Annotated in this window: 22 protein-coding genes; 9 read left to right on the forward strand and 13 right to left on the reverse strand. The window is 72.5% G+C overall.

From position 1 onward, the window contains the following. Nucleotides 1-93 precede the first annotated feature (93 nt). Together PCA76_RS23180 and PCA76_RS23185 are read right to left on the reverse strand one after the other, a co-directional pair. Nucleotides 94-1,776 carry a CocE/NonD family hydrolase gene (locus tag PCA76_RS23180; RefSeq protein WP_272612580.1) on the reverse strand — a complete coding sequence of 561 codons (1,683 nt, stop codon included), beginning with the start codon at nt 1,774-1,776 and terminating at the stop codon, nt 94-96. A gap of 3 nt (nt 1,777-1,779) precedes the next feature. Continuing rightward, nucleotides 1,780-2,295, reverse strand: coding sequence for a MarR family winged helix-turn-helix transcriptional regulator (locus tag PCA76_RS23185; protein ID WP_272619545.1), 516 nt, complete (start codon nt 2,293-2,295; stop codon nt 1,780-1,782). Between the two features lie 125 nt (nt 2,296-2,420). Here PCA76_RS23185 and PCA76_RS23190 point away from each other — a divergent pair, with 125 nt between their 5' ends. Next, on the forward strand, nt 2,421-4,550 hold the full coding sequence (locus PCA76_RS23190) for an MMPL family transporter (RefSeq protein WP_272612581.1): 2,130 nt from the start codon (nt 2,421-2,423) through the stop codon (nt 4,548-4,550). A 61-nt stretch (nt 4,551-4,611) separates the two neighbouring features. On the opposite strand, the gene PCA76_RS23195 is transcribed toward PCA76_RS23190, so the two are convergent. Both PCA76_RS23195 and PCA76_RS23200 read right to left on the reverse strand, forming a co-directional pair. Further along, on the reverse strand, nt 4,612-5,493 hold the full coding sequence (locus PCA76_RS23195) for a lytic transglycosylase domain-containing protein (RefSeq protein WP_272612582.1): 882 nt from the start codon (nt 5,491-5,493) through the stop codon (nt 4,612-4,614). Between the two features lie 36 nt (nt 5,494-5,529). Then, nucleotides 5,530-6,948 carry a DedA family protein gene (locus tag PCA76_RS23200; protein ID WP_272612583.1) on the reverse strand — a complete coding sequence of 473 codons (1,419 nt, stop codon included), beginning with the start codon at nt 6,946-6,948 and terminating at the stop codon, nt 5,530-5,532. Nucleotides 6,949-7,081: 133 nt separating this feature from the next. Here PCA76_RS23200 and typA point away from each other — a divergent pair, with 133 nt between their 5' ends. The 3 genes from typA to PCA76_RS23215 all read left to right on the forward strand — a co-directional run bounded on the left by typA (nt 7,082) and on the right by PCA76_RS23215 (nt 10,686). Next, complete coding sequence (gene typA, locus PCA76_RS23205) at nt 7,082-8,950, forward strand: translational GTPase TypA (protein WP_272612584.1); 1,869 nt, start codon at nt 7,082-7,084, stop codon at nt 8,948-8,950. A gap of 120 nt (nt 8,951-9,070) precedes the next feature. Then, on the forward strand, nt 9,071-9,931 hold the full coding sequence (locus PCA76_RS23210) for a serine hydrolase (RefSeq protein ID WP_272612585.1): 861 nt from the start codon (nt 9,071-9,073) through the stop codon (nt 9,929-9,931). A 53-nt stretch (nt 9,932-9,984) separates the two neighbouring features. Next, nucleotides 9,985-10,686: a lysoplasmalogenase gene (locus tag PCA76_RS23215; RefSeq protein ID WP_272612586.1), complete on the forward strand. Its 702-nt coding sequence runs from the start codon at nt 9,985-9,987 to the stop codon at nt 10,684-10,686. Here the strand turns inward: PCA76_RS23215 and PCA76_RS23220 are convergent. Further along, complete coding sequence (locus PCA76_RS23220) at nt 10,655-11,452, reverse strand: tyrosine-protein phosphatase (protein ID WP_272612587.1); 798 nt, start codon at nt 11,450-11,452, stop codon at nt 10,655-10,657. The genes PCA76_RS23215 and PCA76_RS23220 overlap by 32 nt on opposite strands. Nucleotides 11,453-11,496: 44 nt before the next feature. Here PCA76_RS23220 and PCA76_RS23225 point away from each other — a divergent pair, with 44 nt between their 5' ends. Both PCA76_RS23225 and PCA76_RS23230 read left to right on the forward strand, forming a co-directional pair. Further along, nucleotides 11,497-12,594 carry a mandelate racemase/muconate lactonizing enzyme family protein gene (locus PCA76_RS23225; RefSeq protein ID WP_272612588.1) on the forward strand — a complete coding sequence of 366 codons (1,098 nt, stop codon included), beginning with the start codon at nt 11,497-11,499 and terminating at the stop codon, nt 12,592-12,594. A 60-nt stretch (nt 12,595-12,654) separates the two neighbouring features. Continuing rightward, a complete protein-coding gene (locus PCA76_RS23230) occupies nt 12,655-13,578 on the forward strand; it encodes a C40 family peptidase (protein ID WP_272612589.1) in 924 nt (307 codons plus the stop codon). 37 nt (nt 13,579-13,615) lie between these two features. Here the strand turns inward: PCA76_RS23230 and PCA76_RS23235 are convergent, their stop codons facing one another. The 3 genes from PCA76_RS23235 to pnuC all read right to left on the reverse strand — a co-directional run bounded on the left by PCA76_RS23235 (nt 13,616) and on the right by pnuC (nt 16,720). Next, nucleotides 13,616-14,614, reverse strand: coding sequence for a TerC family protein (locus PCA76_RS23235; RefSeq protein ID WP_272612590.1), 999 nt, complete (start codon nt 14,612-14,614; stop codon nt 13,616-13,618). A 328-nt stretch (nt 14,615-14,942) separates the two neighbouring features. Further along, nucleotides 14,943-16,067 (reverse strand): AAA family ATPase, encoded by a 1,125-nt coding sequence (locus PCA76_RS23240; RefSeq protein WP_272612591.1) that lies wholly within the window; start codon nt 16,065-16,067, stop codon nt 14,943-14,945. Then, nucleotides 16,064-16,720 carry a nicotinamide riboside transporter PnuC gene (gene pnuC / locus PCA76_RS23245; RefSeq protein ID WP_272612592.1) on the reverse strand — a complete coding sequence of 219 codons (657 nt, stop codon included), beginning with the start codon at nt 16,718-16,720 and terminating at the stop codon, nt 16,064-16,066. The genes PCA76_RS23240 and pnuC overlap by 4 nt, the downstream gene beginning before the upstream one ends. Before the next feature lie 83 nt (nt 16,721-16,803). Between pnuC and PCA76_RS23250 the strand changes: the two genes are divergently transcribed. Next, nucleotides 16,804-17,097 carry an antibiotic biosynthesis monooxygenase family protein gene (locus tag PCA76_RS23250; RefSeq protein ID WP_272612593.1) on the forward strand — a complete coding sequence of 98 codons (294 nt, stop codon included), beginning with the start codon at nt 16,804-16,806 and terminating at the stop codon, nt 17,095-17,097. 164 nt (nt 17,098-17,261) lie between these two features. On the opposite strand, the gene PCA76_RS23255 is transcribed toward PCA76_RS23250, so the two are convergent. The 4 genes from PCA76_RS23255 to uvrB form a co-directional block, all read right to left on the reverse strand. After that, complete coding sequence (locus tag PCA76_RS23255) at nt 17,262-18,122, reverse strand: helix-turn-helix domain-containing protein (protein ID WP_272612594.1); 861 nt, start codon at nt 18,120-18,122, stop codon at nt 17,262-17,264. 237 nt (nt 18,123-18,359) lie between these two features. After that, nucleotides 18,360-18,728, reverse strand: a complete 369-nt coding sequence (locus PCA76_RS23260; RefSeq protein WP_272612595.1) for a VOC family protein — start codon at nt 18,726-18,728, stop codon at nt 18,360-18,362. 79 nt (nt 18,729-18,807) lie between these two features. Beyond that, the gene (locus PCA76_RS23265; RefSeq protein ID WP_272612596.1) at nt 18,808-19,719 is read right to left on the reverse strand and encodes a helix-turn-helix domain-containing protein; all 912 of its coding nucleotides are present in this window, start codon (nt 19,717-19,719) and stop codon (nt 18,808-18,810) included. A gap of 82 nt (nt 19,720-19,801) precedes the next feature. Beyond that, nucleotides 19,802-21,910 (reverse strand): excinuclease ABC subunit UvrB, encoded by a 2,109-nt coding sequence (gene uvrB, locus PCA76_RS23270; RefSeq protein WP_272612597.1) that lies wholly within the window; start codon nt 21,908-21,910, stop codon nt 19,802-19,804. A gap of 643 nt (nt 21,911-22,553) precedes the next feature. Here uvrB and PCA76_RS23275 point away from each other — a divergent pair. Next, nucleotides 22,554-23,825, forward strand: a complete 1,272-nt coding sequence (locus PCA76_RS23275) for a hypothetical protein (RefSeq protein WP_272612598.1) — start codon at nt 22,554-22,556, stop codon at nt 23,823-23,825. Nucleotides 23,826-23,881: 56 nt separating this feature from the next. Beyond that, the gene (locus tag PCA76_RS23280; RefSeq protein WP_272612599.1) at nt 23,882-24,109 is read left to right on the forward strand and encodes a hypothetical protein; all 228 of its coding nucleotides are present in this window, start codon (nt 23,882-23,884) and stop codon (nt 24,107-24,109) included. Nucleotides 24,110-24,120: 11 nt separating this feature from the next. On the opposite strand, the gene coaE is transcribed toward PCA76_RS23280, so the two are convergent. Then, nucleotides 24,121-25,302, reverse strand: a complete 1,182-nt coding sequence (coaE, locus tag PCA76_RS23285) for a dephospho-CoA kinase (RefSeq protein ID WP_272612600.1) — start codon at nt 25,300-25,302, stop codon at nt 24,121-24,123. Nucleotides 25,303-25,362: the final 60 nt, after the last annotated feature.

Raw genomic sequence — 25,362 nt, forward strand, 5'->3', positions numbered from 1 at the left:
TGAGGCGAGCCCGGCCTATTGATGCACGGCGCCGGGCGTTGACTCAACCATAGCCCGCATTTTCGGAGAATGCCCAGCTCAGAAGGGGTCTGTTCAGATTGGAGGCTGCGGCGGAGCAGAGTGGACGATCGGTAACAACAACGCCGAGGGGTGGCCTGGCTCATGCAGAACCTGCCGCCGACCGGCACGCAGCGTCACCGCCGTACCGAGGGGTTCCCCGGTGCCGGGGTTGCGCGCCCACCGCGGATGGGCCCCACCGGCGACCTGCACCCGCAGCCGGTGCCCGGCGGCGAACCGGTACGCCGTCGGCCAGAGCCGCACCGGGACCCGCAGCACCCCGGACGGGTCGGCCGGGAAGCGCTCGGGTGTCACCCGCACCAGACCGTCGCAGACGTTCCACGAACGACCTCGACGGTCCACGTCGCACAGTCGCACGAAGACGTCCAGGTGCGGCAGCTCGCTGCGGACGTGGATCTCGGCGCGTACCGGGCCGATCACCTCGACCGGCCCGCTCAGCGGGGCGCTGGTGTAGGTCAGCACATCGGGGCGGGCCTCGACGCGCCGGTTGTCCACCGGGCCGGCCCGCTGGGCCACGAGCAGCGGCCCACCCAGCGACGGGGTCGGGTCGGCCGGGTCGTACCGGAACTCGTCCGGCGCGGAGGCGACCGGCGGGCGCACCGCCAGCTCACCACCCGGATGCAGGTGCCAGGCGGTCTCGACCGCCGGCGGTGGCCAGTCCGGCAGGTCCCGCCAGCCGCCGCCGGGACCACCCACGTGCAGCCGGACCGGGGCGGACGCGGCGCGGCGGGACCGGCCGCCCGCCGGTGGCGCAGCCGCCAGGTGCTCGTCGAGCCAGGCCAACCCCTCCCGCAGGGCGGCCACGAACAGGCCGGGGCTGCCGTGCGTCCACGGGCCGATCACCAGGCGCGGCTCCGCCCCTGCGGCGCGCAGCGTGGCGTGGTCGTCGAGCTGGGCGGGCAGGAAGATGTCGTGCCAACCGGTGACCATGACCACCGGCGCCCGCACCCGGGCCACCCGGTCGGCGAAGACCCGGGTCCGCCAGTAGACGGCCTCCGGGGTGTGGTGGCGCAGCCATTCCTGGAAGAACGGGATGGTCACGCCGGTGGCCACCCGGTCGGCGGCCTCCAGCGGTAGGTGCTCCAACGCGGCGGCCAACCGGGGTTGTCCCCGCTTGAGCTCCCACTGCCGGGCCAGCCACGGCACGGTCTGCGCGTGCAGCAGCTCCGCCCAGGTCAGCACGGTGTCCAGGGCGAAGGACTCCCCCGCGTACGTCGAGTCCCGGGTGGCCGAGGCGGTCACCACGGCGACCATCGCGCGCAGTTCCTCGCCGGCGTCGGCGGCCAGCGCCCACTGCGCGAAGCCCTGGTAGCTGACCCCGAACATGCCGAGTTGACCGGACCACCAGGGCTGGCGACGCAGCCAGTCCAGCGTGTCCATTCCGTCGTCGCGCTCGTGCACCAGCGGGGCGAACGTCCCACCGGAGCCGTCGGTGCCCCGGCACGACTGGATCACCGCGTGCCGACCCCGCGCGGCGAGCAGCCGGCCGAGCAGCCGCAGCGGTCCGCCCCGCCCGTACGGGGTACGGATCAGCACGGTCGGCGCGTCCCGGAGGGCCGGGGCGTAGTGATCGGTGCGCAACACCACACCGTCGCGGGCCCGGACCGGGATGTCGCGGGTGACCCGCACCGGGCCGGGTCGGGTCGGTGGCAGCCGCAGCACTGCGCCGGCGAGGCGGGTGACGAGGCGGGCCGGCACCGGTCAGCCCGTCGGGCGGCGGAGCGGCTCGGGCCGGGTGGCGCGCACCTCGTCACGGTGCGCCCGCACAGACTCGCTCATCTCCCCCATGAACCGTTGCACCACTTCCAGCTCGTCCTCGCTGAAGCGGGCCATCACCGTGTCGGTACGGGCGCCCAGCGGCCGGAAGAACTCCATGGCCAGGGCGGCGCCCTGGTCGGCGTAGTGCAGCAGCACCTTGCGCCGGTCGACGGTGTCCCGGTCCCGGCGGATGTGGCCGGCCCGCTCCAGTCGGTCGATCAGGGCGGTGACCGAGCCGGAGGAGAGGTTGAGCCGCTCACCGAGGCGGCCGGGAGTGATCGGGGCACCCAGCAGCTCGGCGTCCATCACCGCGATCAACGCCTGCAGGTCGGTCGGGTTGAGGCCGTGCAGGTTGGCGAAGGCGTGGCCCACCTGCTGGGCGTCCGCCGAGTACCGCCGGAGGTTGTTGGTGATCTCCGCGACCAGCTGCTCGCGGCGCGTGTCGCGCCGCCGGTACATGCCGTGAGTCGCCACCTCGCGCCGGTTCTCCCCCCTCGTCGGTCCTCGGAGTTGCAGCATAGATTAGTCGTGGATAGTGTAGGTAATCAAGATACTCGAATTTCGAAGGACCTTGAGGTCACCTGATGTCTTTCTTCACCAGGGTCGCCCGCGGCCGGTTGGCCGCCTGGCTCACCGTTGCCATCGCGATCGTCGTCGGCGCGGCCGTCTTCGGTATGCCCCAGCCGGACAACCCCCAACCGGTCTCGGCCACCGGCCTGTCGGTGGAGTGGCAGTCGACACAGGTGCAGCGCCTGCAGGACCAACTGCCGTCCAACGAGGTCCAGCCCGCCATCGTGGTGGTCAGTCGGGGTGACAGCGCCGCGCTGAGCGAGGACGACCGGGCCGCGCTGGCCACGCGCTCCAACGATCTGGGCCGCTTCGCGGTGGGCGGGCAGGTCAGCCCCCCGCAGATCTCGCCGGACGGCACGGTGGCGCTGGTCGCCGTGCCGCTCAGCACCGCCGGTGGCCAGGACGAGGTCGTCGAAACGGTCACTGAGCTGCGCGCCGCTCTGGCGGCGGACCTGCCCGACGGGCTGACCGCCGAGGTCACCGGCTCCCCCGCGTTCACCGCCGATCTGTCCTCGGTCTTCGACGGCGCCGACGTCACCCTGCTCGCGGTGACCGCCGCCGTGGTCGCGCTGCTGCTGCTGATCACGTACCGCAGCCCGTTCCTGTGGGTCGTGCCGCTCGTGGTCGTCGCGGCGACCGAGCAGATCACCCTGCGCGCGGTGGACACGATCGTGCCGGCCTTCGGCATCAACCTCCAGCAGGGCCAGGTCACCGGCATCGCCAGTGTGCTGGTCTTCGGTGCCGCCACCGACTACGCCCTGCTGCTCATCGCCCGCTATCGGGAGGAGCTGAGGCGCGAGGAGAACCGGTTCGCCGCGATGCGGGCCGCGCTACGCCGCACCGCCGAGCCCATCCTGGCCAGCGGCGGAACCGTGGTGCTCGGCGTCCTCACCCTGCTGCTCAGTGAGCAGGAGACGAACAGGGCACTGGCGGTGGCCTGCGCCACCGGTGTGGTCTTCGCCATGCTCTCCGCGCTGTTCGTGCTTCCCGCCGTGCTGGTGCTCTTCGGTCGCGGCCTGTTCTGGCCGTTCGTTCCCCGCGTCGGTGGCCCGGTCCGCGAGGGCCGGCTCTGGGGCCGGCTCGGCACGGCCGTGGAACGCCGCCCGGTGGTGGTCGCGGTGCTGGCCACCATGCTGCTCGGCGGCCTCGCGCTGGGCGGGCTCGGCATCCGCACGGGCCTGTCCGAGACCGAGCAGTTCCGGGCCCAGCCCGAGGCGGTGGTCGGCGCACAGACCCTGGCCGGGGCATTCCCCGCAGGCAGCACCCAGCCGGTGGCCGTGATCACCACCCCGACGGCGGTGCGGGCGGTCACCGACGTAGCCACCACCGTGCCCGGCGTCGCCTCGGCGCGCCCCGGCGACGCTAGCGACACCGTCGCCCAGGTCGACGTGGTGTTGGACGCTGAACCCGGCACCACCGCCTCGGACCGCGCCATCGAGGCGCTGCGTGCGGCGGTCGCCGCCGTCCCCGACTCCGCACCTCCGGCCGCCGCCGGCGCCGACGCGCCGTCCGGGGCGCTCGTCGGGGGATCCGTGGCCGCCACGTACGACTCCGACGAGGCCAACGACCGCGACCTGCGGCTGATCCTGCCGATCATCCTGCTGCTGGTGGGCGCCGTCCTCGTGCTGCTGCTGCGTGGGCTGCTCGCGCCGGTGCTGTTGGTGCTCACCGTGATCGCGTCGTTCTTCGCCAGTCTCGGTGCGGCGTGGCTGCTCTTCGACCACGTGCTGGGCTTCCCGGCCCTGGACAGCGGCGTGCTGCTGCTCGCCTTCGTGTTCCTGGTGGCGCTCGGCGTGGACTACAACATCTTCCTGGTCACCCGGGCCCGGGAGGACGCCCGCAAGGTGGGCACCCGGGACGGGATGCTGTCCGCGCTGCGGGTCACCGGCGGCGTCATCACGAGCGCCGGCGTGCTGCTCGCCGCGGTCTTCGCCGTGCTCGGCGTGCTGCCGCTGATCACGTTGACCCAGATCGGCATCATCGTCTGCATCGGCGTCCTGCTGGACACCCTGCTGGTCCGCACGGTGCTGGTGCCGGCGCTGGCATTCATGCTCGGCGACCGTTTCTGGTGGCCCGGCCGAATCACCCGCGACCGTGTGGAGGACACCCCGACGTCGCGGGAGCTGGTCGCCGCTCGCGACTGACCGAACCACCACGCATGCGACGGGGCCGTGGCGAATCCGCCACGGCCCCGTCGGCGTCGGGTCAGTAGTCCAGGCAGACGCACTCGGTCATCAGCGCCCGCACGTTGCGCACGTACGACGGGTTGGGGATGACCAGCGGCTTCCCCTCCTGCGCCACCGCACCGTGCCCGAAGTTGTACGCGGCGATGACCGCGTTGAGCAGGCAGGAATTCAGCTCGGCGGTGCACAGGGCCGGATCGAGACGGAAGTCCGACTCGAAGTACATGTCGCCGATGTACTTGGTCGCCCAGGCCAGGTAGGTGGCGCCGAGGTAGGCGTTGTCCCGGTAGGCGTCGATCTCGTAGCTCTTCTCGAACCGCTGGTTCATCCAGGTCGCGGTGCCCGGCATCACCTGCATCAGCCCGACACCGCCGTCGCAGGCGTAGATGTTGGACTGCCAGCCGCTCTCCTGCCAGGCGGTGGCCTTGAGCAGGGTGAGCGGGACCTTGATGTCCGGCGCGGAGGCCGGCCAGTAGGTGCGCCCGGCCGCGTCGGTCAGCGCCGCCTTCACCTCGGCCCGGGTCGCCTGGGTGCCCTTGTACGTCGGCTTACAGGAACTCGGCGCGGGCTTCGGCGGGGCCGGCGGGACCTCGGTCTCGGTGGGCGGCTTCGCGACCGCGCGCGGCTTCGGCGCCGTGCGGGTCGGCTTCTTCGGCGGCTTCTTCGTCGGCGTCGGGGTCGCGCTACTGCTCGGCGCGGCACCCATCGACTCCACGGCGCTCACCGACGGGCTCGGCTCCCCGGTGGCCTCGTCGGCGGGGGCGTCCGTCGGCGCGTCGGTGACCGCGACCGGCGCGGCCAGGTCCTGCGGGCTCTCCCCCTTGGCGGCGCAGCCGACCAGCGCGCTCGCCAACAGGAGCCCGGCGAGCACCGCGGCACCCAACCGTCTGGTCCGTCGAGCCATGCCCTCGGCCTCCCCCGGTGTGACGGTCGCCGCACCCTAGCAAGGTTCGACCGGGCGGCGGTGCCCCTGCGACGGCGGCCGGGCCTGGTCCACCGGCTGCTCCCGATCCCCCACCGCCCGGTCCCGGGTGGCCCAGGCCACCATGAACACCACCGTCCAGAGCACCCCGAGCAGCACCGCCGCGGCGGTCCCGCTCGCGGTGTCCAACCCGAGGTACAGGCGCGCGCCGCCGATCCCGAGCACCCCCGCTGCGGCGGCCGTCCAGGCGGCCACCGCCAGCGGCCAGTGGGCACTGCGCGACACCAACCAGGCCAGGGTGCAGAAGCTCGCCGCGACGACGGCGTTCTGGGTCGAGAGCGGGGCGGCTTCGCCGCCCCCCGGGGTGGTCCCGTTCGGCCCGGTCAGCTCGGCCACCACGGCCAGCACCACCAGCGGCACGAACGCGCCCACCGTGCCGACCACGCTGAGCAGGTCCGCCCGCCAGGGTCGGTTGCGCCACGCCAGCACCGCTGCCACCAGCGCCACCAACACGATCAACAGCGACCCTCGTACCACTGACACCAGGACCATCGTGGCGTCGGCGGCACCCGGGGTGCGCCGCGCGGTGAACCAGCCGGCGATGGCACCGTCCAGCGCGGCCAGCCCACTGTTACGGACCGCCAGGGCGAGCAGACCGGCGATGGCGAGGCCGGCCGCGAAGAGCAACAGGAGCCCGGCAGCCAGATTGAGCAGCAGCGTCCACGCCGGCCCGATCCGCATGGCCACCAGGAAGAACAGCACCCCGTAGCGGGCGGTGAGCCACCGCACCGGGGGCAGCGCGCCCGCCCGGGACAGCAGCGCGCGTACCGGGTCGGGGTTACGACCCAACCAACGGCCGGCGAGCACCACACCCAACAGGCCGGCCAGCAACACCGCCGCCGCGCCGGTGGCCCGGCCGAGCAGCCGGGAGACCGTGTCGTACGACTCACCGGCGAGGTGACCGAGCAGGACCGAGCCGCTCACCCAGGTCACCACCCCGGCCAGGTTCCACAGCGCGAACCGTCGGTACGGCATGCCGGCCGCACCGGCCAGCCGGGGCACCAGCGTGCGGGCGAAGGCCACCCACCGGGCGGCGAACACGCCCCGCCCACCGAGCCGGGCGAGCATGGCGTCGGCCCGTCCCCACCGCTGGGGCCCGACCCGGTGACCCAGCCCGGCACGCAGCCGGGGGCCATACCGCCGTCCGGCACGGAAGGCCAGCCCGTCACCGAGGAACGCCGCGGCGATCATCGCGAGCAGCGCCGGCCCGAGCCGCAAGGTACCGTTGTAGGTGAGGAAGCCGACGAGCAGCAGGGTAGCCTCACCCGGCACGAGCAGGCCGAAGATCACCGCGGTCTCGCCCGCCACGATCAGCGCGGCGACCAGGTAGATCCACAGGGTGGGCAGACCCTGCACCAAGGTCAGCAGGTCGTGCACTCAGGCCCCCGGGACACGGGAGCCAGCATGCCAGCCGGTGGAACCACCGGGACAGCAGTTTCACCATAGATCAGGGGCACCTGGGGGTGACCCCGACGCAGCCTGCGCGAGCGCAGGCGGAAGGATAGAGGGTATGCAGCTTCGCACGGACCTCCGCAACGTCGCCATCATCGCTCACGTCGACCACGGCAAGACCACCCTGGTCGACGCCATGTTGCGGCAGGCCGGCGCGTACGGCGCCCGGGGCGAGAACACCGAGCGGGTCATGGACTCGGGTGACTTGGAGCGGGAAAAGGGCATCACCATCCTGGCCAAGAACACCGGCGTGCGCTACCTGCCGGCGGACGGTTCCGACCCGGTCACCATCAACATCATCGACACGCCCGGCCACGCCGACTTCGGTGGCGAGGTGGAGCGCGGCCTGACCATGGTCGATGGCGTGGTGCTGCTGGTCGACGCGAGCGAGGGCCCGCTGCCGCAGACCCGCTTCGTGCTGCGCAAGGCGCTGCGGGCGCGACTCCCGATCATCCTGGTGATCAACAAGGTGGACCGGCCCGACGCCCGGATCAAGGAGGTCGTGGACGACACCTACGAGCTCTTCCTCGACCTGGACGCCGACGAGGAGCAGATCGACTTCCCGATCGTCTACGCCTGCGCCCGCGACGGCATCGCCTCGCTGACCCAGCCCGCCGACGGCTCGGTGCCGGAGGACAGCACCTCGCTGGAGCCGCTGTTCCGCACCCTGCTGGACACCATCCCGCCGCCCGCGTACGACGAGGGCGCGCCGCTGCAGGCGCACGTGACCAACCTCGACGCCTCGCCGTTCCTCGGCCGGCTGGCGCTGTGCCGGGTGCGCCAGGGCACGATCAACAAGGGTCAGACGGTGGCCTGGTGCCGCACCGACGGCAGCACCCAGCGGGTCCGCATCTCCGAGATGCTGATGACCGAGGGTCTGGAGCGCAAGCCGGCCGAGTCGGCCGGCCCGGGCGACATCATCGCGGTCGCCGGCATCTCCGAGATCATGATCGGTGAGACCCTCGCGGACGCGGAGAACCCGGTCGCGCTGCCGCTGATCACGGTCGACGAGCCGGCCATCTCGATGACCATCGGCACCAACACCTCGCCGCTGGTCGGCCGGACCAAGGGTTCCAAGGTCACCGCGCGGATGGTCAAGGACCGGCTGGACAAGGAGCTGATCGGCAACGTCTCGCTGCGGGTGCTGCCCACCGAGCGGCCGGACGCCTGGGAGGTGCAGGGCCGTGGTGAGCTGGCACTGGCCATCCTGGTCGAGCAGATGCGCCGCGAGGGCTTCGAGCTGACCGTCGGCAAGCCGCAGGTGGTCACCCGGGAGATCGACGGCAAGACGTGCGAGCCGGTCGAGCGGCTGACCATCGACGCCCCCGAGGACTACCTGGGCGCGATCACCCAGTTGCTGGCCACCCGCAAGGGCCGGATGGAGCAGCTGGTCAACCACGGCACCGGCTGGATCCGGATGGAGTGGCTGGTCCCGGCCCGGGGCCTGATCGGCTTCCGCACCGAGTTCCTCACCGACACCCGAGGCACCGGCATTCTGCACCACGTCTTCGAGTCCTACGAGCCGTGGTTCGGCGAGCTGCGTACCCGCAACAACGGCTCGCTGGTGGCCGACCGCAGCGGCGCGGTCACCGCCTTCGCCATGATCAACCTACAGGAGCGCGGGCAGCTCTTCGTCGACCCGACCACCGAGGTGTACGAGGGCATGATCGTCGGGGAGAACTCCCGCTCCGACGACATGGACGTCAACATCACCAAGGAGAAGAAGCTCACCAACATGCGGGCGTCCAGCTCGGACGAGACCGAGAAGCTGATCCCGCCGCGCAAGCTGTCGCTGGAGCAGGCCCTCGAGTTCTGCCGTGAGGACGAGTGCGTCGAGGTCACCCCGACCGCCGTCCGGATCCGCAAGGTCGTGCTCGACCAGCAGCAGCGCGGCCGGGCGGCCGCCCGCCGCAAGCACAACGGCTGACCCACCAGCACCCGGCATCGGGCGCGTCGACCGCTCGCGGTCGACGCGCCCGTCCGCTTTCCGGCGGGGGTACGCCGCCCTACCCGCCCGTCCCGCCGATGATCGGCTACGGTCACCCGCATGACCTGGGATGATCTCGACGCCCACCTGGACCGGGTGCCCGGCACCGTCTCGGCGTACGTGGGCCGGCTCGACGCGCCGCCGACCTGGACCCGCCACGCGGACGCCGCGCACTACGCCGCGAGCACCATGAAGGTGGCGGTGCTCGCCGCGCTGCACCGCGCCGCCGAGGCCGGCTCGCTGGAGCTGGACGCCCCGGTCCCGATCGTCAACGAGTTCGACTCCGCCCAGCCCGGCGCACCCCGGTTCTCCTGCGCCCAGCACTACGACAACGACGACGCGGTCTGGGACCGACTGGGCGGCACGGCGCCGCTGCGCTGGCTCGCCGACCGGATGATCGTGCGGTCCAGCAACCTGGCCACCAACCTGGTCATCGGGCACGTCGGACTGCCCGCGGTCGCCGAGGTGTGGGCGCTGACCGGTGCCCGCACCAGCGTCACGGGCCGGGGCATCGAGGACTTCGCCGCCCGCGAGGCCGGCATCACCAACGCCGTCTCGGCCGCGGACCTTGCCGCCCTGCTCGGCGCGCTGGCCACCGGGGCCACCACCCCGGGCCGGCTCGCGTCACCGGCCGGCTGCACGGCCATGGTGGACGTCCTGCTCGCTCAGGAGCACCGCGAGGACCTGGCCGCCGGTCTGCCCGAGGGCACCCGCATCGCGCACAAGAACGGTTGGGTGAGCGGCGTCCGGCACGGCGCCGGGGTGGTGCTGCCCGACGACGCCCCGCCGTACCTGATCGCTGTCTGCACCACCACCGACCTGGCCGACGGCGGCCCGAGCGGCGACGGAGTCGAGGACGACGCCTGCCGGCTGATCGCCAACGTCTCGGCGCAGGTCTGGGCCGCACGCCACCAACTCTGACCCGCACCCGCCGATCCGGCTAGGCTGCCCCCACCCCCACCCCGGAGCCGCTGATGCCCCGCAGTCGCACCCTTCTTGTCGCCTTCCTCGCCGTTACCGTGGCGAATCTGCTGGCCAACGCCACCGATAACGGCGTGGCCGAGTTGCTCAGCAAGCCGTTGCTGATGCCTCTGCTGGCCGCGTACCTCTGGCGGGCCACCGCCGAGCGCGGAGGCCAGCCGGACCGGCTGGTGCTCGCCGCGCTGGCCTTCTCCACCGGCGGCGACGTGGCGCTGCTGGGCGACGGCACCGGCTGGTTCATCGCCGGCATGGTCTGCTTCCTCGCCGCCCACCTCTGCTACCTCGCGGCGTTCACCCGGCATGGCGCCGCGACCGCGCTGCGCCGTCCGCCGCTGGTCGCGGTCCCGCTGGGGTACGCGGTGCTGACCGTCGTCGCGTTGACCTGGATGTGGGCGGGGCTGACCGACGCCGGGCTGGCCATTCCGGTGGCCGGCTACGCGTTCGCGCTGGCCGCGATGGCCGCCACCGCCGTCACTCAGGGCTGGCGGGTCGGTCTCGGCGCCGCGCTGTTCCTCGGCTCCGACCTCTTGATCGCCACCGGGGTGGCCGAGGTGGCCCAACCACCCGGCGCGCCGGTGCTGGTCATGGCGAGTTACGCCGCCGGTCAGGCGCTGATCGTCATCGGCCGGGCCGCCCGCGCCGGGACACCAGCCGGCGCCCCGATCACTCCAGCAGCCGCGCCCGCAGTGCCGTGAGGTTCTCCTCGGTGAGCCCGAGCCCGTCGCGCAGGTACGCGTCGAACGAGCCGTGCACCCGGCGTACCTCGTCGTAACCGGCGTCGAGGTACTCGGCGCGGACCTCCAGCACCGGCAGCACCGCGTCGACGTTCAGCTCGGGGTTCCGCCGTCGCATCGCCTCGACGATCACCGCGCGCAGGCTGTCGGTCAGCGCGTTGTTGCGCAGGTAGTCGGCACGGATCGCCACCTCGTCCACCCCGAGCGCCGTCAACAGGATGACGGTGAGCCAACCGGTGCGGTCCTTGCCGGCGGAGCAGTGGTAGACCATCGGCAGGTTCTCCGGCTGGGCGGCCAGCCGCACCGCCTCGGCGAAGCCGACCCGCGCCGACTCACCGGTGACGAACCACCGGTAGATCGCCGCCATCGCCTCCGCCGTGCCCTGCCGGGCCAGCTCCGCGTACGCGTCCAGGTCGTGACCGAGCAGCACCGCCGAGACGTACGTGAAGACCGGGTGCTCCGGGTCGTGCACCGGGAGGAACACCACCCGTGGCTCACCGGCCAGCCGATCCGCCGGGGCGACCGCGACCTCCGAGGAGGCGCGCAGATCCAGCACGCACGCCGGCCCCAGCTTCGCGAGCACCGGCAGGTCCTCGTCGGTCAGCCGACCCAGCGCCGGAGTACGGATCAGCTGCCCGACGCGGATCCGCCGCCCGCCGGCGCCGACGAGCCCGCCCAGATCACGCGCGTTCGGTGCACCCACCAGCTCCCAGCCCTGCCCGGTCATCCGGTCTCCCCTCCGGCCGTGTACCTGCGTATAGGGTGCCTCACATGACGATCTCGGCGGTACGCACCCACCGGGTTTCCGCCCCCTTACACACCCCGTTCGTCACCGCGCTCCGTCGTACCACCACAGTAGACACGCTGGTCGTCGAAATCATCGACGCCGACGGCCGGTCCGGCTTCGGCGAGGCGCCCCAGGTCTGGCAGGTCACCGGCGCGTCGGTCGCCGGCGCACTGGCGTGCGTACGCGAACTGCTCGGCCCACAGCTGATCGGTCGTGACCCGGACGACCTGGTGACCCGTTGCGCCGAGGTGCAGCGTGCCGTGGTTGGCAACGAGGCCGCGAAGGCCGCGGTGGACGTCGCGCTGCACGACCTCGCCGCGCGGCGGCTGGGCGTACCCCTGGTGCGGTTGCTCGGGGGCACCACGCTGCGGGTGCCGACGGACGTCACGCTGGCGGCGGGCGACGCGGTGGACCTGGCGGCGGCCGCGCGGCAGCGGCAGGCCGACGGCTTCGGCGTTCTCAAGGTGAAGGTCGGCACCGACGCGGCGAGTGACCTGGACCGGGTGCGTGCCGTGCGCGCGGCCGTCGGCCCCGGGGTGCGGATCCGGCTCGACGCCAACCAGGGCTGGACGCCCCGGGAGGCGGTCCGGGTGATCCGTGGCATCGAGGACGCCGGGCTCGACGTGGAGCTGGTCGAGCAGCCGGTGGCCCGCTGGGACCTGGACGGGCTCGCCTGGGTCAGCGACCGGGTGTCCGTGCCGATCCTGGCCGACGAGGCGGTCTTCGGGGTTCGTGACCTGGTGGAGGTGATCCGCCGTCGGGCTGCCGACCTGGTCAACGTCAAGCTGGCCAAGTGCGGCGGGCTGCACCCGGCGCGTACCCTCCTCGACCTGGCCACCGCCCACGGGCTCGGCACGGTGGTCGGCTCCATGATGGAGAGTCAGGTCGGCATCGGGGCGGCGGCGAGCCTGGTCGCCGCGTACGGCACCACGGCGGTCGCCGACCTGGACGCCGCCTGGTGGCTGGCCTGGTCACCGGTGCAGGGCGGGATACGCTACGACGGGGCGACCGTGGTGCTGCCGAATGCTCCTGGCCTGGGCATTACCGGCCTTGCTGAAGCAAAGGTGCAGACCCGTGGTTGATGACCGTTGGTTTCTTTCATAAGGTCTCCCCTGGACAGCCGACACGATCTGGGGGTTGACGTGGAGTTGCAACCGGGCCGTGAGGCCGTCGTCCGGGTCGCGGTGGCGACGCTGTGGACCTCCCCCGAGGCGGTGCGCCCGGTCGACCGCCCCGCGCTGACCGTCGGCGCCGACATCCCGGCCTGGGTCTCCGGCCTGGACACCGAGCAGCAGGTCGGCGACTGCGTGCTGAGCCAGCTCCTGCTCGGCGAGCGGGTCCTCGTCAGCGAGCTGCGCCCGGACGGCTGGGCCCGGGTCGTCGCCGTCGAGCAGCCAGCCGCCAAGCTGGACCCGCGCGGCTACCCGGGCTGGCTCCCCGCCGACCAGTTGGCCTCCGTCGACCCGGCCGACGCCACCGACACCGACCCGATGGTGGTCGACGCCACGGTCACCGGGCTGCACGCCGACCCGAACGGGCCGGTGGTGCTGTCCGGTGTCGTCGTCGGCACGCGCCTGGTCCCGGCCGGCCCGGCGCGCGACGGCTGGCGACCGGTGCATGTCCCCGGCCAGTCCGCGCCGCTCTGGCTGCCCGACAACCACCTGGTCCCGGCGTCGGCCGCGTCGCCGATCGCCGAGCAGGCGCTCGCGGTAGCGCAGCGACTGCTGGACGTGGTCTACATCTGGGGCGGTCTCTCCGCGCACGGCGTCGACTGCTCAGGGCTGGTGCACCTGGCCTGGCGGCGGTTCGGGGTGCTGCTACCCCGCGACGCCGACGACCAGGCCGTGGCCACCACCCCGCTGGCGTTGGGCGCGGAACGTCCTGGCGATCTCTACTTCTTCGCCCGACCCGGCCGCAAGATCCACCACATCGGCATCGTCACCGCGACGCCCGGCGACGGGGGCCAGCGGCGGATGCTGCACGCCTGTTACCGGCGGCGGCGGGTCATCGAGGAGCCACTGCCGGCCGATCGGACCGCCACCCTGGTGGGCGCGCACCGGGTCTGACCGGCCGGGCGCGTTCCCGCACCCGGCCGGTGACGGGTCAGCGTCGGGCTTCGGCCAACTCCCGGCGCCGGTCCCGGGAGGACTTGACCAGGCTGGCGGCGGTGGCGATGCCCAGCGTGCCGATGATGACCAGCAGCGACAGCCAGATCGGGATGTGCGGCGCCCAGCCAACGTGCTCGCCACCGTTGATGAACGGCAGGTTGTTGTCGGCCAACGCCTCCAACACCAGCTTCACCCCGATGAAGCCGAGCACGACAGCCAGGCCGTAGCTCAGGTAGATCAGCCGGTCGAGCAGGCCACCCAGCAGGAAGTAGAGCTGACGAAGGCCCATCAGCGCGAAGACGTTCGCGGTGAAGACCAGGTACGGCTCCTGGGTGATGCCGAAGATCGCCGGGATCGAGTCCAGAGCGAAGATCAGGTCGGTGGTACCGATCGCGATCATCACGATCAGCATCGGGGTGAACAGCCGCTTGCCGCTCGCGTGGGTGGTGAGCTTCGCGCCGTCGTAGTCCTTGGAGATCGGCAGCGCCTTGCGGCTCCACCGGATCAGCAGGTTCTCGGAGAACTCGTCCTCGTCCGGCTCACCCTGCCGGGCCAGGTTGACCGCGGTGTAGATCAGGAACGCGCCGAAGATGTAGAAGACCCAGGAGAACTGCGTGATCAGCGCCGCGCCGGCGGCGATGAAGCCGCCGCGCATCACCAGTGCCAGCACGATGCCGACGAGCAGCACCTTCTGCTGGTACTGCCGGGGCACCCCGAAGCGAGCCATGATGATCACGAAGACGAAGAGGTTGTCCACCGAGAGGCTGTACTCGGTGAGCCAGCCGGTGTAGAACTGCCCGGCCGCGCTGGCGCCCGAGGTCAACCAGACACCGGCCCCGAAGAGCAGGGCCAGACCGACGTAGAAGGCGACCCAGAGGCTCGACTCGCGCACACTCGGCTCGTGCGGGCGCCGGCCGATAATCAACAGGTCGACGAGCAGGACCGCAGTCAGTGCGACCAGCGTCCCCGCCCACACCATCCCGGACACGTCCAACGTTCATTCCTCCGGCAGACACGCGGCGTCGGGCACACCGTACGCCCCCAAAAGGGCCGGCGTGCCGCTGTCGCTCACTCTGGTGACTGTCGGAGGTCTCTTCCGCCGCCGCCCCTGAACGGGACGGCGACCTACGGGGCCGGGTCGGGCCGCCGTGGTTCCGGCGATCGACCGTGCTGACGACTCCGTTGCGGGGGAATACTCCCCTCCTCGGTGACCATTGTTGCCCACCACGCCCCGTGATCACACCTGGGGCCGTCGGTGTCGACGGCCACCTCGTCGGAGGGAATAGGGGCACGCGCCACACCCCCTCCGCCGTCCTAGGAGGCTAGTGCAAGTCGGGGGTGGCGATCGGGTCAGCGAGCGACCAGCCGGCGGCGAGCAGGTCGTCGCAGGCCCGCACCGCCCGAGCCAGCCGCTCGACGTGCGGCCCGACCAGCTCCACCACCGGCACCCCGCACCCGGCCAGCTCCGTACGGAACCGCTCGGTCATCCAACCCCGCAGGTGCTCGCCGTCGCGCAGCCCGTCATCAGCGAAGGGCACATCCCGGTGATCCGTCAGCAGATACAGCGCCGGCTGGCGGGCCGCCGCCCGCACCTCCGGCGACGCGCTGCCCAGGTAGCGCTCCTCCCACACCGCCGTGGCCCGCGCGTCGGTGTCGCAGACCAGCAGCGGCCCACTCATCCGGGCCGCCGTGTCCTCGGCCGCCTGCTGCTCGCGGACCACGGCGCGAAAGTCGTCCCGGTCCCAGGTGACGTCGAAGACCGTCGCCTCCGGTGTGCGCTCGCGCAGCCGAGCCAGCTTGTGCGCGGTCAACTCCCGGCCATACTCCGGCACCCACCGCGTGCCGTAGTGCGCCGCGAGCGCCGCGGCCATCGTGGTGGTGCCGGTCGACTCGGCGCCGACCACCACCACCCGCCGCACGAACCAGGCACGCACCGGCGGGCTCAACCACCGCCAGTGGCCCGCCGGGTCCGCGCGGACAGCCGTGCCGGACACCGGAACGGTCCGCCGATCCTGATCCACCGACACGGGTACGGCGTCGAAGCGTCGAGCCAGCTCCGCGCCGTACGCCTCGGAGGAGAAGACCACATCCACCTGCCCCGACCCGACCGCCTCGCGGAACACCGCGCAGTGCGCGTCCCAGACGGCCGGGTCGGCGTAGTCCACCGGGTGGTCGTCGTAGCGGCCGACGAAGCGGACCCACGGCGTGTCCGCATGCGCCTCCCGCAGCCAGTCCAGCCGCAGCGCGAGCGGAATGGACTCCCGCCGTGAGGGCGCCACGACGACGGTGACCGTGGCGCAGCGGGCAGCGGCGGCCTCGATCAACGCGTGGTGCCCGGCGTGCGGCGGGTAGAACTTCCCCACCACCATCCCGTGGCCGAACTCGGGGGCAGCCGCCCGCGACGGCGCGCGTGGTGTCGGCGTACGCCCCGGCGCCTCGGCGCTCACGCGGCGACCGGCGCCGGACCAGGAGGAACGGGCGTCGGCCGGTCGACCCGACGCAGGTCGGCCCGCCAGGCACGCAGCCCGAACACACACAGGGCGAGGAACACCAGGTACAGAACGGCGGTCAGGTGCAGCCCCTTGTACGCGTACAACGGGATGTAGATCAGGTCCGCGGCGATCCAGAGCCACCAGCTCTCCACCCGCTTGCGGGTCTGCCCGTACGTGGCCAGCAGGGACAGCGCCGTGGTCAACGCGTCCGGCAACGGCACGGTCGAGTCGGTGGCCCGGTCCAACAGGGCCCACAGCCCGCCGGTCAGCAGCACCCCGACGACGATCAGCGCCAGCCACTCCCGTCGCCCGGTCCGGCTCACCGTGAGTCGGCTCCGCCGCTCGCCACCGAACAGCCAGTGCCACCAGCCATAGCAGCCGAGCGCGACGTACACGACCTGGAGCCCAGCGTCGGCGTACAGCCCGGCGGTCCAGAACAGCAGCATGAGCAGCAGCACGTTGGCGATGCCGATCGGCCAGTTCGCGATCTTCTGCCGGGCCACCAACCACACGTTGAGCACACCGGTCGCGAACCCCAGCAGTTCCGCCCAGGTGGTGCCCGTACCGGCCACCTGGAACGCGGTGCCGGTGAGCCAGTCAACGATCACGACGCCCACCCTAGGGGTACCGTCGACACCGGAACAGACCCCGCGTCGCCGCCGACCCTGCCCACCGTGGGAGGCTTTCCGACATGGTGCTTGAGGTCGCGCTGATCGACGTACTACCCGGACACGAGGACGCGTTCGCCGCCGCGTACGCCGAGGGTCACCCGGTGCTCGCAGGGGCGACCGGCTGCCGCTCCGTGCGGATGACCCGGGGAATCGAGTCCCCGACCCGCTTCGTGCTGCTGGTCGAATGGGACTCGGTCGAGGCGCACGAGCAGAACTTCCGGGCCACCGAACGGTTCGAGCAGTGGCGGGCGTTGATCGGGCCACACTTCGCCGGGCCGCCCGTGGTCGAGCATTTCCTCGACGTACCGGCCTGAGGGACGCTGTCGTACCCCTGACGCTGTCGTACCCCTGACGCTGTCGTACCCCGCGGCTATCGTGCGCTCCGCACGCGCCGGCCGCCGGTCCCGACGGGCTCGGGGGCGCCGGGCCCGGTGGCCGCGCGGCGCGCGACCCTGGGCGTCAGCGGGCCGGCATGGCGCTACTCCTCGCCGACGCGGCGGGCCAGCACGGTGACCGTCTCCTCTGGAGACAGCGCGGACGCCATCAGCGCCTCGGTCATCCGCTCGTAGCGGTCGACGTCGAGCACGGTGGCCAACCGGACGTCGGTGGTCAACGCCTCGAGCATCACCGTCCGCGGGTCCGCCGGGTCGGGAAAGGCATAACAGGAGTACGGCGTGAGCGGGTGCAGCCCGCCACCGGCCGCCCCGCGAGGCAGCAGCCGCACCGTGACATGGGACAGCCCGGTCACGGCGACCAGGTGCCGCAACTGTTCACGCCAGACCGCCACCGGCAGGTCGCCCGGATCGCAGACAGCCTCGGCGAGCACCGCCGTGTAGCGCGGCGGATAGGCCCGCCTCAGCACCTCCTGCCGCAGCGCCCGGGCGCGCACCTCGGCCTCCACATCGACCTCCGGCGTGAGCTGCGCGCCGGCCGCGACCAGCACCCGGGCGTACGCGGGCGTCTGGAGCAGCCCCGGCACGACCGCCGGCTGGTACTCCACGATGTCGGCCGCACCCGCCTCCAACTCGGCGTAGGTGCGCTGCCGTTCGCTCATCTCGCCCAGCGTCTTCCACCAGCCTCGGCTGGTCGCCGCGTCCCGGGCGATCACGATCAGCGCGTCCCGGGCCGGCGTCGGCACCTTGTAGACGTCCAGCAGATCGAGGACGTCGGCGAGGTCCGGGCGGCTCTGGCCGAGCTCGATGCGGGACAGCTTCGACGTCGAGGCCCAGCCGAGCCGGTCGCAGACCTGTTCCAGGGTCAGCGCCTCGCGCCGACGTAGCTGGCGCAACTCTGCGCCGAGACGTGCACGTCGAATGACAGGACTTGTTGGCAGCGGCATCCCGGCCTCCCCACCGAGGGAGACTACGCAGGACGATCACCCAGTGCAATACCTCGCTCGCGCACCGCAACCAGATCCTCCGACGTCGTCGACCGGACGGTCCGGCCCGCGCCTGCCGTTTCCGCACGTCGGCGGCGGGTGCCGGGCCGTGGCGTCCGGGGCCGACCCGTGGAGCCCGCGTCGGCTCGGCCGAGTTCGCGTGCCGGCGCGGTCGAGTCCCGTGCCGGCGCGGTCGAGTCAGGGGCGGTAGGTGCCGAAGGCCCAGACGATGCCGGCCAGGTCGCGGGCGGCGTAGTCGCGGGAGCCGTAGTCGGTGTCGAACGGCTCGCGTGTGATCTCGGCGCCGGCTGCGCGCGCCTGGGCGCAGTGCGCGTCGACGTCCGGCACTGCCACGTAGACCGACCAGTCGTCGTCGGCCGGCCGAGGCGACGCGTCGGCCCGCCCGCCCAGCATGATCATACCGGTGTCGAGGACGAGTTCGGCGTGCGCGACCGCGCCGTCCGGCGCCTCGTGCACGGCATGCACCTGGAAACCGAAGGCGGAGCAGAGCCAGTCGATCGCGGATCGGGGATCGGGGTAACGGAGGATCGGATAGACGGTTCGCATGACCCGATTCTGCTGCCGGTGGCCCGGTCCCGGATTGGACGAATGTGACCTCGGCGGGTCGCCCGTCGGCGGAGCGGTGTCAGTCGGCCGTCGTCGACCGAGCGGCGAGGAGAGCGGCCGGAGTTGCTCCCGCGAACTGGTGAAAGTCGCGGATCAGGTGGGACTGGTCGTAGTAACCGCATCCAGCCGCCACCGCGGCCCAGTCGATGGCCCGTCCCGCGCTGGGCGGCCTCACCTCGACCTCGGACGGTCCAGCGCCGGCCGCCAGCCCGGCACCCGGCCCGCCCAGGGCGCTCGACGCGAAGGGCGCGCCGATGTCGGTCAGCGCCGCGTACGCCTGTTGGAAGCGCAGCAACCGGGCGGCCATCTTGGGCGGCAGCCCGACCTCCTGCCGGAACCGGGACGCGAGGTGCCGCCGGCTCCAGCCCAGCTCGTCGGCCAGCACGCCGACACTCCCCTGCCCGCCGCTGGCGACGAGCCACCGCCACGCCCAGTCGAGCCGGGCGTCCACCGGTGGGGACGCCGCCAGTCGGGCGGTGAGCACCCTGTCGAGCAGGGCGAAACGCTCCGGCCAGCCCGCCGACTCGGCGAGCCGGCAGCGCAGCCGATCCAGCCAACGGCCCGGGAGCTGCCCGACGCCCACGGCCCGGTTGGTCAGTTCGCTCAACGGCAGGCCGAGGAGCCGACGGGCGGTCAGCGGGGCGAGCAACAACTCGACGCCCTCCCCCACACCCACCGTGCGCGTGGTGCACCAGCCGTCGAAGGTGCCGGCCACGAATGAGTCGACTCTCGTGGCACCGCGCTCCGCGCTGCGCGGGTCGGTCACGTCCAGCGGGGCGCCCCACCCCAGGATCAGCACCACGAAGACGCCCGCCGACTCCTGGCGGACCAGCGGCACGTCGGCCCGTTCCCGGTAGCCCACGTACCGGTCGACGAACGGACGCAGGCTGACGTCGGGCAGCCCGAGGACCATCTCGTCGACCGGTGCCACCGCCGTCAACCCCGCCCGCCCTTCGCGCGCCCCCGCCGGCCACGCCCCAGCGAAGCGCTGGTCGTGGCCGGCCGGGTGGCCGTCACTTCACGCCGGCGGCGTCCATGCCGCGCAGCTCCTTCTTCAGGTCGGAGACCTCGTCGCGGATCCGGGCCGCCAGCTCGAACTGCAACTCGCGGGCGGCGGCCAGCATCTGGTCGCTGAGCTCCTGGATGAGCTGGGCGAGGTCGGCGCGGGCCATCCCCTCCCGCGAGGTGGTGGTGGCGGAGGCCCGACTCCGGCTGCGGGTCTCCTTGACCGGCGCCTTGCCCCGGGAAAGCTGACGCACCGCGCCGCCGACCCGGGAGTTTGCGGTGTCCTCCGCCTCGCGGTAGATGTCGTCCAGGATGTCGTGGATCTTCTTACGCAGCGGCTCCGGGCTGATCCCGTGCGCCTCGTTGTGCGCGACCTGCTTGGCCCGACGCCGATCGGTCTCGTCGATCGCCGTCGCCATCGACGGGGTGATCTTGTCGGCGTACATGTGCACCTGACCGGAGACGTTACGGGCGGCCCGCCCGATGGTCTGGATCAGCGACCGACCGCTGCGCAGGAAGCCCTCCTTGTCGGCGTCGAGGATCGCCACCAGCGACACCTCGGGCAGGTCCAGACCTTCGCGGAGCAGGTTGATGCCGACGAGCACGTCGTAGTCGCCCTTGCGCAGCTCGCGCAGCAGCTCCACCCGGCGCAGCGTGTCGACCTCCGAGTGCAGGTAGCGCACCCGGATGCCGTTTTCCAGGAGGTAGTCGGACAGGTCCTCGGCCATCTTCTTGGTCAGCGTGGTGACCAGCACCCGCTCGTCCCGATCGGTCCGCAGCTTGATCTCGTGCATCAGGTCGTCGATCTGACCCTTGGTCGGCTTGATCACGACCTGCGGGTCGACCAGACCGGTGGGCCGGATGACCTGCTCGACGAACTCGCCCTGGGCCTGCTCCATCTCCCACGTGCCGGGAGTCGCGGAGAGGTAGACCATCTGGCCGACCCGCTCCAGGAACTCGTCGAAGCGCAGCGGCCGGTTGTCGGCCGCGCTGGGCAGCCGGAAACCATGGTCGATGAGCATCCGCTTGCGGGACGCGTCGCCCTCGTACATGCCGCCGATCTGCGGGATGGTCACGTGCGACTCGTCGACCACCGTGAGGAAGTCGTCGGGGAAGTAGTCGAGCAGGGCGTGCGGCGGGCTGCCGGGCAGCCGCCCGTCCATGTGCATCGAGTAGTTCTCGATGCCGGAGCAGAAGCCCACCTGCCGCATCATCTCGATGTCGTAGGTGGTGCGCATCCGCAGCCGCTGCGCCTCCAGCAGCTTGCCCTGCCGCTCCAGCTCGGCGAGGCGCTCGGCCAGCTCCACCTCGATGTCACGGATCGCCCGTTCCATCCGCTCCGGACCCGCCGCGTAGTGCGTGGCCGGGAAGATCACCAGCTGATCGACCTCGCGGACCACGTCACCGGTCAACGGGTTGAGGTAGTAGAGCTTCTCCACCTCGTCACCGAACAGCTCGATCCGGATCGCCAGCTCCTCGTACGCCGGGATGATCTCCAGCGTGTCGCCGCGGACCCGGAAGGTGCCCCGCTGGAAGGCCATGTCGTTGCGGGTGTACTGGATGTCGACCAGCCGGCGCAGCAACTGGTCGCGGTCGAGCTCCTGCCCGATCTGCACCTTCACCGCCCGGTTGAGGTATTCCTCCGGGGTACCCAGGCCGTAGATCGCCGAGACGGTCGCCACCACGATCACGTCGCGGCGGGTGAGCAGCGACATCGTCGCCGAGTGCCGCAGCCGCTCGACCTCCTCGTTGATCGAGGAGTCCTTTTCGATGTAGGTGTCGGTCTGCGGGATATAGGCCTCGGGCTGGTAGTAGTCGTAGTACGAGACGAAGTATTCGACCGCGTTGTGCGGCAGCAGCTCGCTGAACTCCTTGGCGAGCTGCGCGCAGAGCGTCTTGTTCGGGGCGAGCACCAGGGTCGGGCGCTGCAACCGCTCGATCAGCCACGCCGTGGTGGCGCTCTTGCCGGTGCCGGTCGCGCCGAGCAGCACGGTGTTGCGGTCGCCGCGCCGAACCCGACGCTCAAGATCGTCGATGGCCGCCGGTTGGTCGCCGGCCGGCTGAAACTCACTGACGACCTGGAAGCGGTTGTCGAGCCGGGGAATGTCGAGCGCCATGCCGTCAACGGTACGCCGCAGGTCCGACAGGAACGGCCGTCACGCCAGGTACGTGATCAGCTTCAATATTCCCATTGTGTGGCGCATGTCACCGGGACTACCCTCTTCATGTAGGCCGCTCGCGGCGGCCGACCGGGCCGGTGGCCAGGCCGTCATCACGGCCGGCCGCCCCCGGCACTGCGGTCGCAGCACCCGGCTCGTCCGGCGTGCGCACCCGTGTGGTCGCGCTCGAGGCGCAGACCGGCCGCCGCGAGCGCCCCTGCTCGTCACCCCGGCGCCTCCCCGCCCGTTTCATCTCCGTGGACACCACTCCGACTCCGGCACCCGACCCCGCCCCCGGGACGCGTCCCGCCCAGACGGCAGGGCTAGCGGCACCGGCAGCCGCACCAGCACCGATGCCGGCACAGGCACGGGCACGGGCACGGGCACGGGCACGGGCACGGGCACGGGCAGCGGGCGGCACCGCACCGGCTCGACCGGCGACGCAGCGGAAGCCACCCGGACCGGCACCGGGAGCAGGTCCACGACCGGCCGGCCCACCGGCACGCGCCGCGCCGACACCGTCCGCGACGCCCCAACACGCCGGACCACCACCGGCCGGACCACCACCGGCCAGACCACCACCGGCCGGAGCCCCGAGGACATGGGGACGACCACCCGCCGCGACGACACCGCCGACCCTGCCGCCAGCATCGCTGACCCCGCTGATGAGACGGCAGACATCGCCGGCCCGGCCCCGACCAGCCGCCGCCGGCGTACGGTCCTGCTGTTGCTCGGTCTGACCGCGGTGACGTCCGCGACGGCGTTGGTGCTCGGGCTGTTGAGCTGGGCCCCCGACCCGCCCGAGCCGGCCCGCCCGCTGACCCTCGCCGAGGGCGAGCGACTGGCCGCCGTGCGGGTCACCAACCTGCGGGACCTACGCGCCGGGGTCCGCGTCACCGCCGGCACCGACGCCGCCCGAATCGAACTGGTGGGCTGGGTGGACTGGTCGCGGTCACTGCTCTACCTCGACGTGGGCGGCCCGGGCGCGGGTGCCGAACGCGGGCTGTTGCAGAGGGTCGGCCCGATGCTGGTGATCCGGCCCGACCCGGCGGCGGTGCCCACCCCCGCCGCACCGCCACTGGTGCCTCCGACGGACCGCTGGCGGTTGCACCGCATGGCACCCGAGGCGAATCTGGCGCCGGTGCTCGATCTGCTCCTGGGCCTCGCCGCCGACCGCCCGGACCCGACCCAGACGGTGCCGGGCAGCGGTGCGCGCTGGCTGGCCCGGGACACCGTGGCGGACGGCCCGGTGGACGTCCTTCAGGCGCCACTGGCCGCGGGGACACCACCCGCCCCCAGCACCGCATCGGCCAGCACCGCACCCGGCGGCACCGCGGTACCCGCGCCGATCGCCGGGTCGACGGGCACCGACTCGGACACACAGGCCCGGTACTGGCTCGACCAGGACGCCCGCCTGCACAAGCTGGTGACCCAACTCCCCGGTGTCGGCCCGGTCACGATGATCCTCAACCGGGCGGACCGGCCGACACTGCGGCCGGTGGACGCACTCGGCGGCCGCCCCGGTCTGCCCCGCGCGCTGACCGGCGCCGAGCAGGGTCGGCTGGACCGGCTGCCGGCCCGGCTACGCGCCCAGGGTGGTGCCACGGTGACGCTGACGGCACCGATGGGCACGGACACGAACCTGCGGGGCACTGGCTGGTTGAGCTGGACGGCGCGTACCGCGTACCTCGCGGTTGCCGATCTGGGCCTACCGGATCGGCGGACCCTGCTGCGGCGCGACACCGCCGGTCTGGCCCGGGCGGACCTGCCGGCGGTCGCCGCTGGCGGCGGCACCGCGGAGGCGCCGGGTCGGCCACCGCTGCCACCCCGGCCGGGGCGTGGCGGGTCTCCCGATCCGGCGGGGACGACCTGAGTCTGCTGGTCGACACCGCGCTGGCCGCCGGCTCCTTCGGCCAGCGCGGTGCGGCCGTGCGGGTACGCGAGGACGTCGTCGTCGGGCGGACGGTGGACGTCGTCGAGGTGGGCCCGACCGACGCGCGGCTGCGTTGGTGGATCGACCGGGACGGGTCGCCACGCCGCCTGGAACTGCACACCGGCGCCGGCGTGTGGGCCCAACTGGATCTCCACCCCGCCGTGGTGCCCCGACTGCCTCCGGTGCCCCGCCCGGCCGCCACCCCTCGGCCCCGCACCCACTGAACCCGTGACCCTCAGGGCCGCCAGTTGGTCTGCGCGGCCCACTCCTCGGCTCGCAGGTACTCCTCGTCGAACCACGGGTCGCGGGCCGTGCCGGAGCCGCCGGCACCCGGCGCCGAGTCGGCCAGGTCCCGCTTGACAAGCAGGTACGCGGCCCGCTGATCCGGGTCGGCACGCAGGTGGTCGCGCATCAGCAGCGCGTACCGCCAGCCCGGCGAGTCCGCCACCCGCACATGCAGGCGAACCGGGCGGGCCGGGTCCGCGCTGCCGTGCAGCCGCTTCTCCCACCGACCACTGCCGGCCGGGCGCGGATCGTCCCACCACTGCCCCGGCACCCGCGGGAACCCGGCGTTCGCCAGCCGGTCGGCCAGCGGCCCGTCGGCGTCGGCGAGGTTGGTCACGGCCACCTGCACGTCGATGACGTCCTGGGCGGCGTGGCCGGGCACCGCGGTCGCACCGATGTGGTCGATCCGCAGGGCGTCCGAGGCGAGCGCGTGTCGGATCCGGGCGGCCAGCCGCTCGTACTGCCCGGACCAGTTGGTACCGGCGCCGGCCACGTCGCCCCGGCCCGGCGGGACCACCCGCCGCTCGCGCAGGTTGTCCTCGTAGGGCAGCAGCCGCTGCTGCCAGAGCGCGTCAACGTCGTCGTGCAGCTCCGCCAGGCTCCCGTCGTTGGTCAGCACCACGTCCGCAGCCGCCCGGCGACGGGCGTCGTCGGCCTGGGCGGCGATCCGCCGCTCGGCCTCCGCGCGATCCATCCCCCGGTCGCGCGCCAGCCGTTCCAGTCGGGTCGTCACGGCCGTCTGCACCACGATCACGAGGTGGTACGTGGGCGCGAGACCCACCTCGACCAGCAGCGGTACGTCGTTGACGACGATCGAGTCGGGTGCCGCCGCGGCGGCCAGCTCAGCGGTGCGGGCCCGGACCCGGGGGTGGGTGATCGCCTCCAGCCGACGGCGGGCGGTCTCGTCGGCGAACACCACCGCGCCCAGTGCGGCACGGTCCAGTGCGCCATCGGCATCCAGCACCGCGTCGGAGAAGGCGGCAACGATCTCGGCCAGCCCCTCCGTGCCGGGTGCGACGACCTCCCGGGCCACCCGGTCGGCGTCGATGAGCACCGCACCCCGCTCCACGAGCCGCGCGGCCACCGCGCTCTTGCCGGACCCGATTCCGCCGGTCAATCCCACTCTCAGCACCCGACCAGTCAACCGGATCACGAGCCCGGCCGCCAAACCCACCGACAGCCCGGCACGGTC

The sequence above is a fragment of the Micromonospora sp. LH3U1 genome, assembly GCF_028475105.1.
GTDB lineage: Bacteria > Actinomycetota > Actinomycetes > Mycobacteriales > Micromonosporaceae > Micromonospora.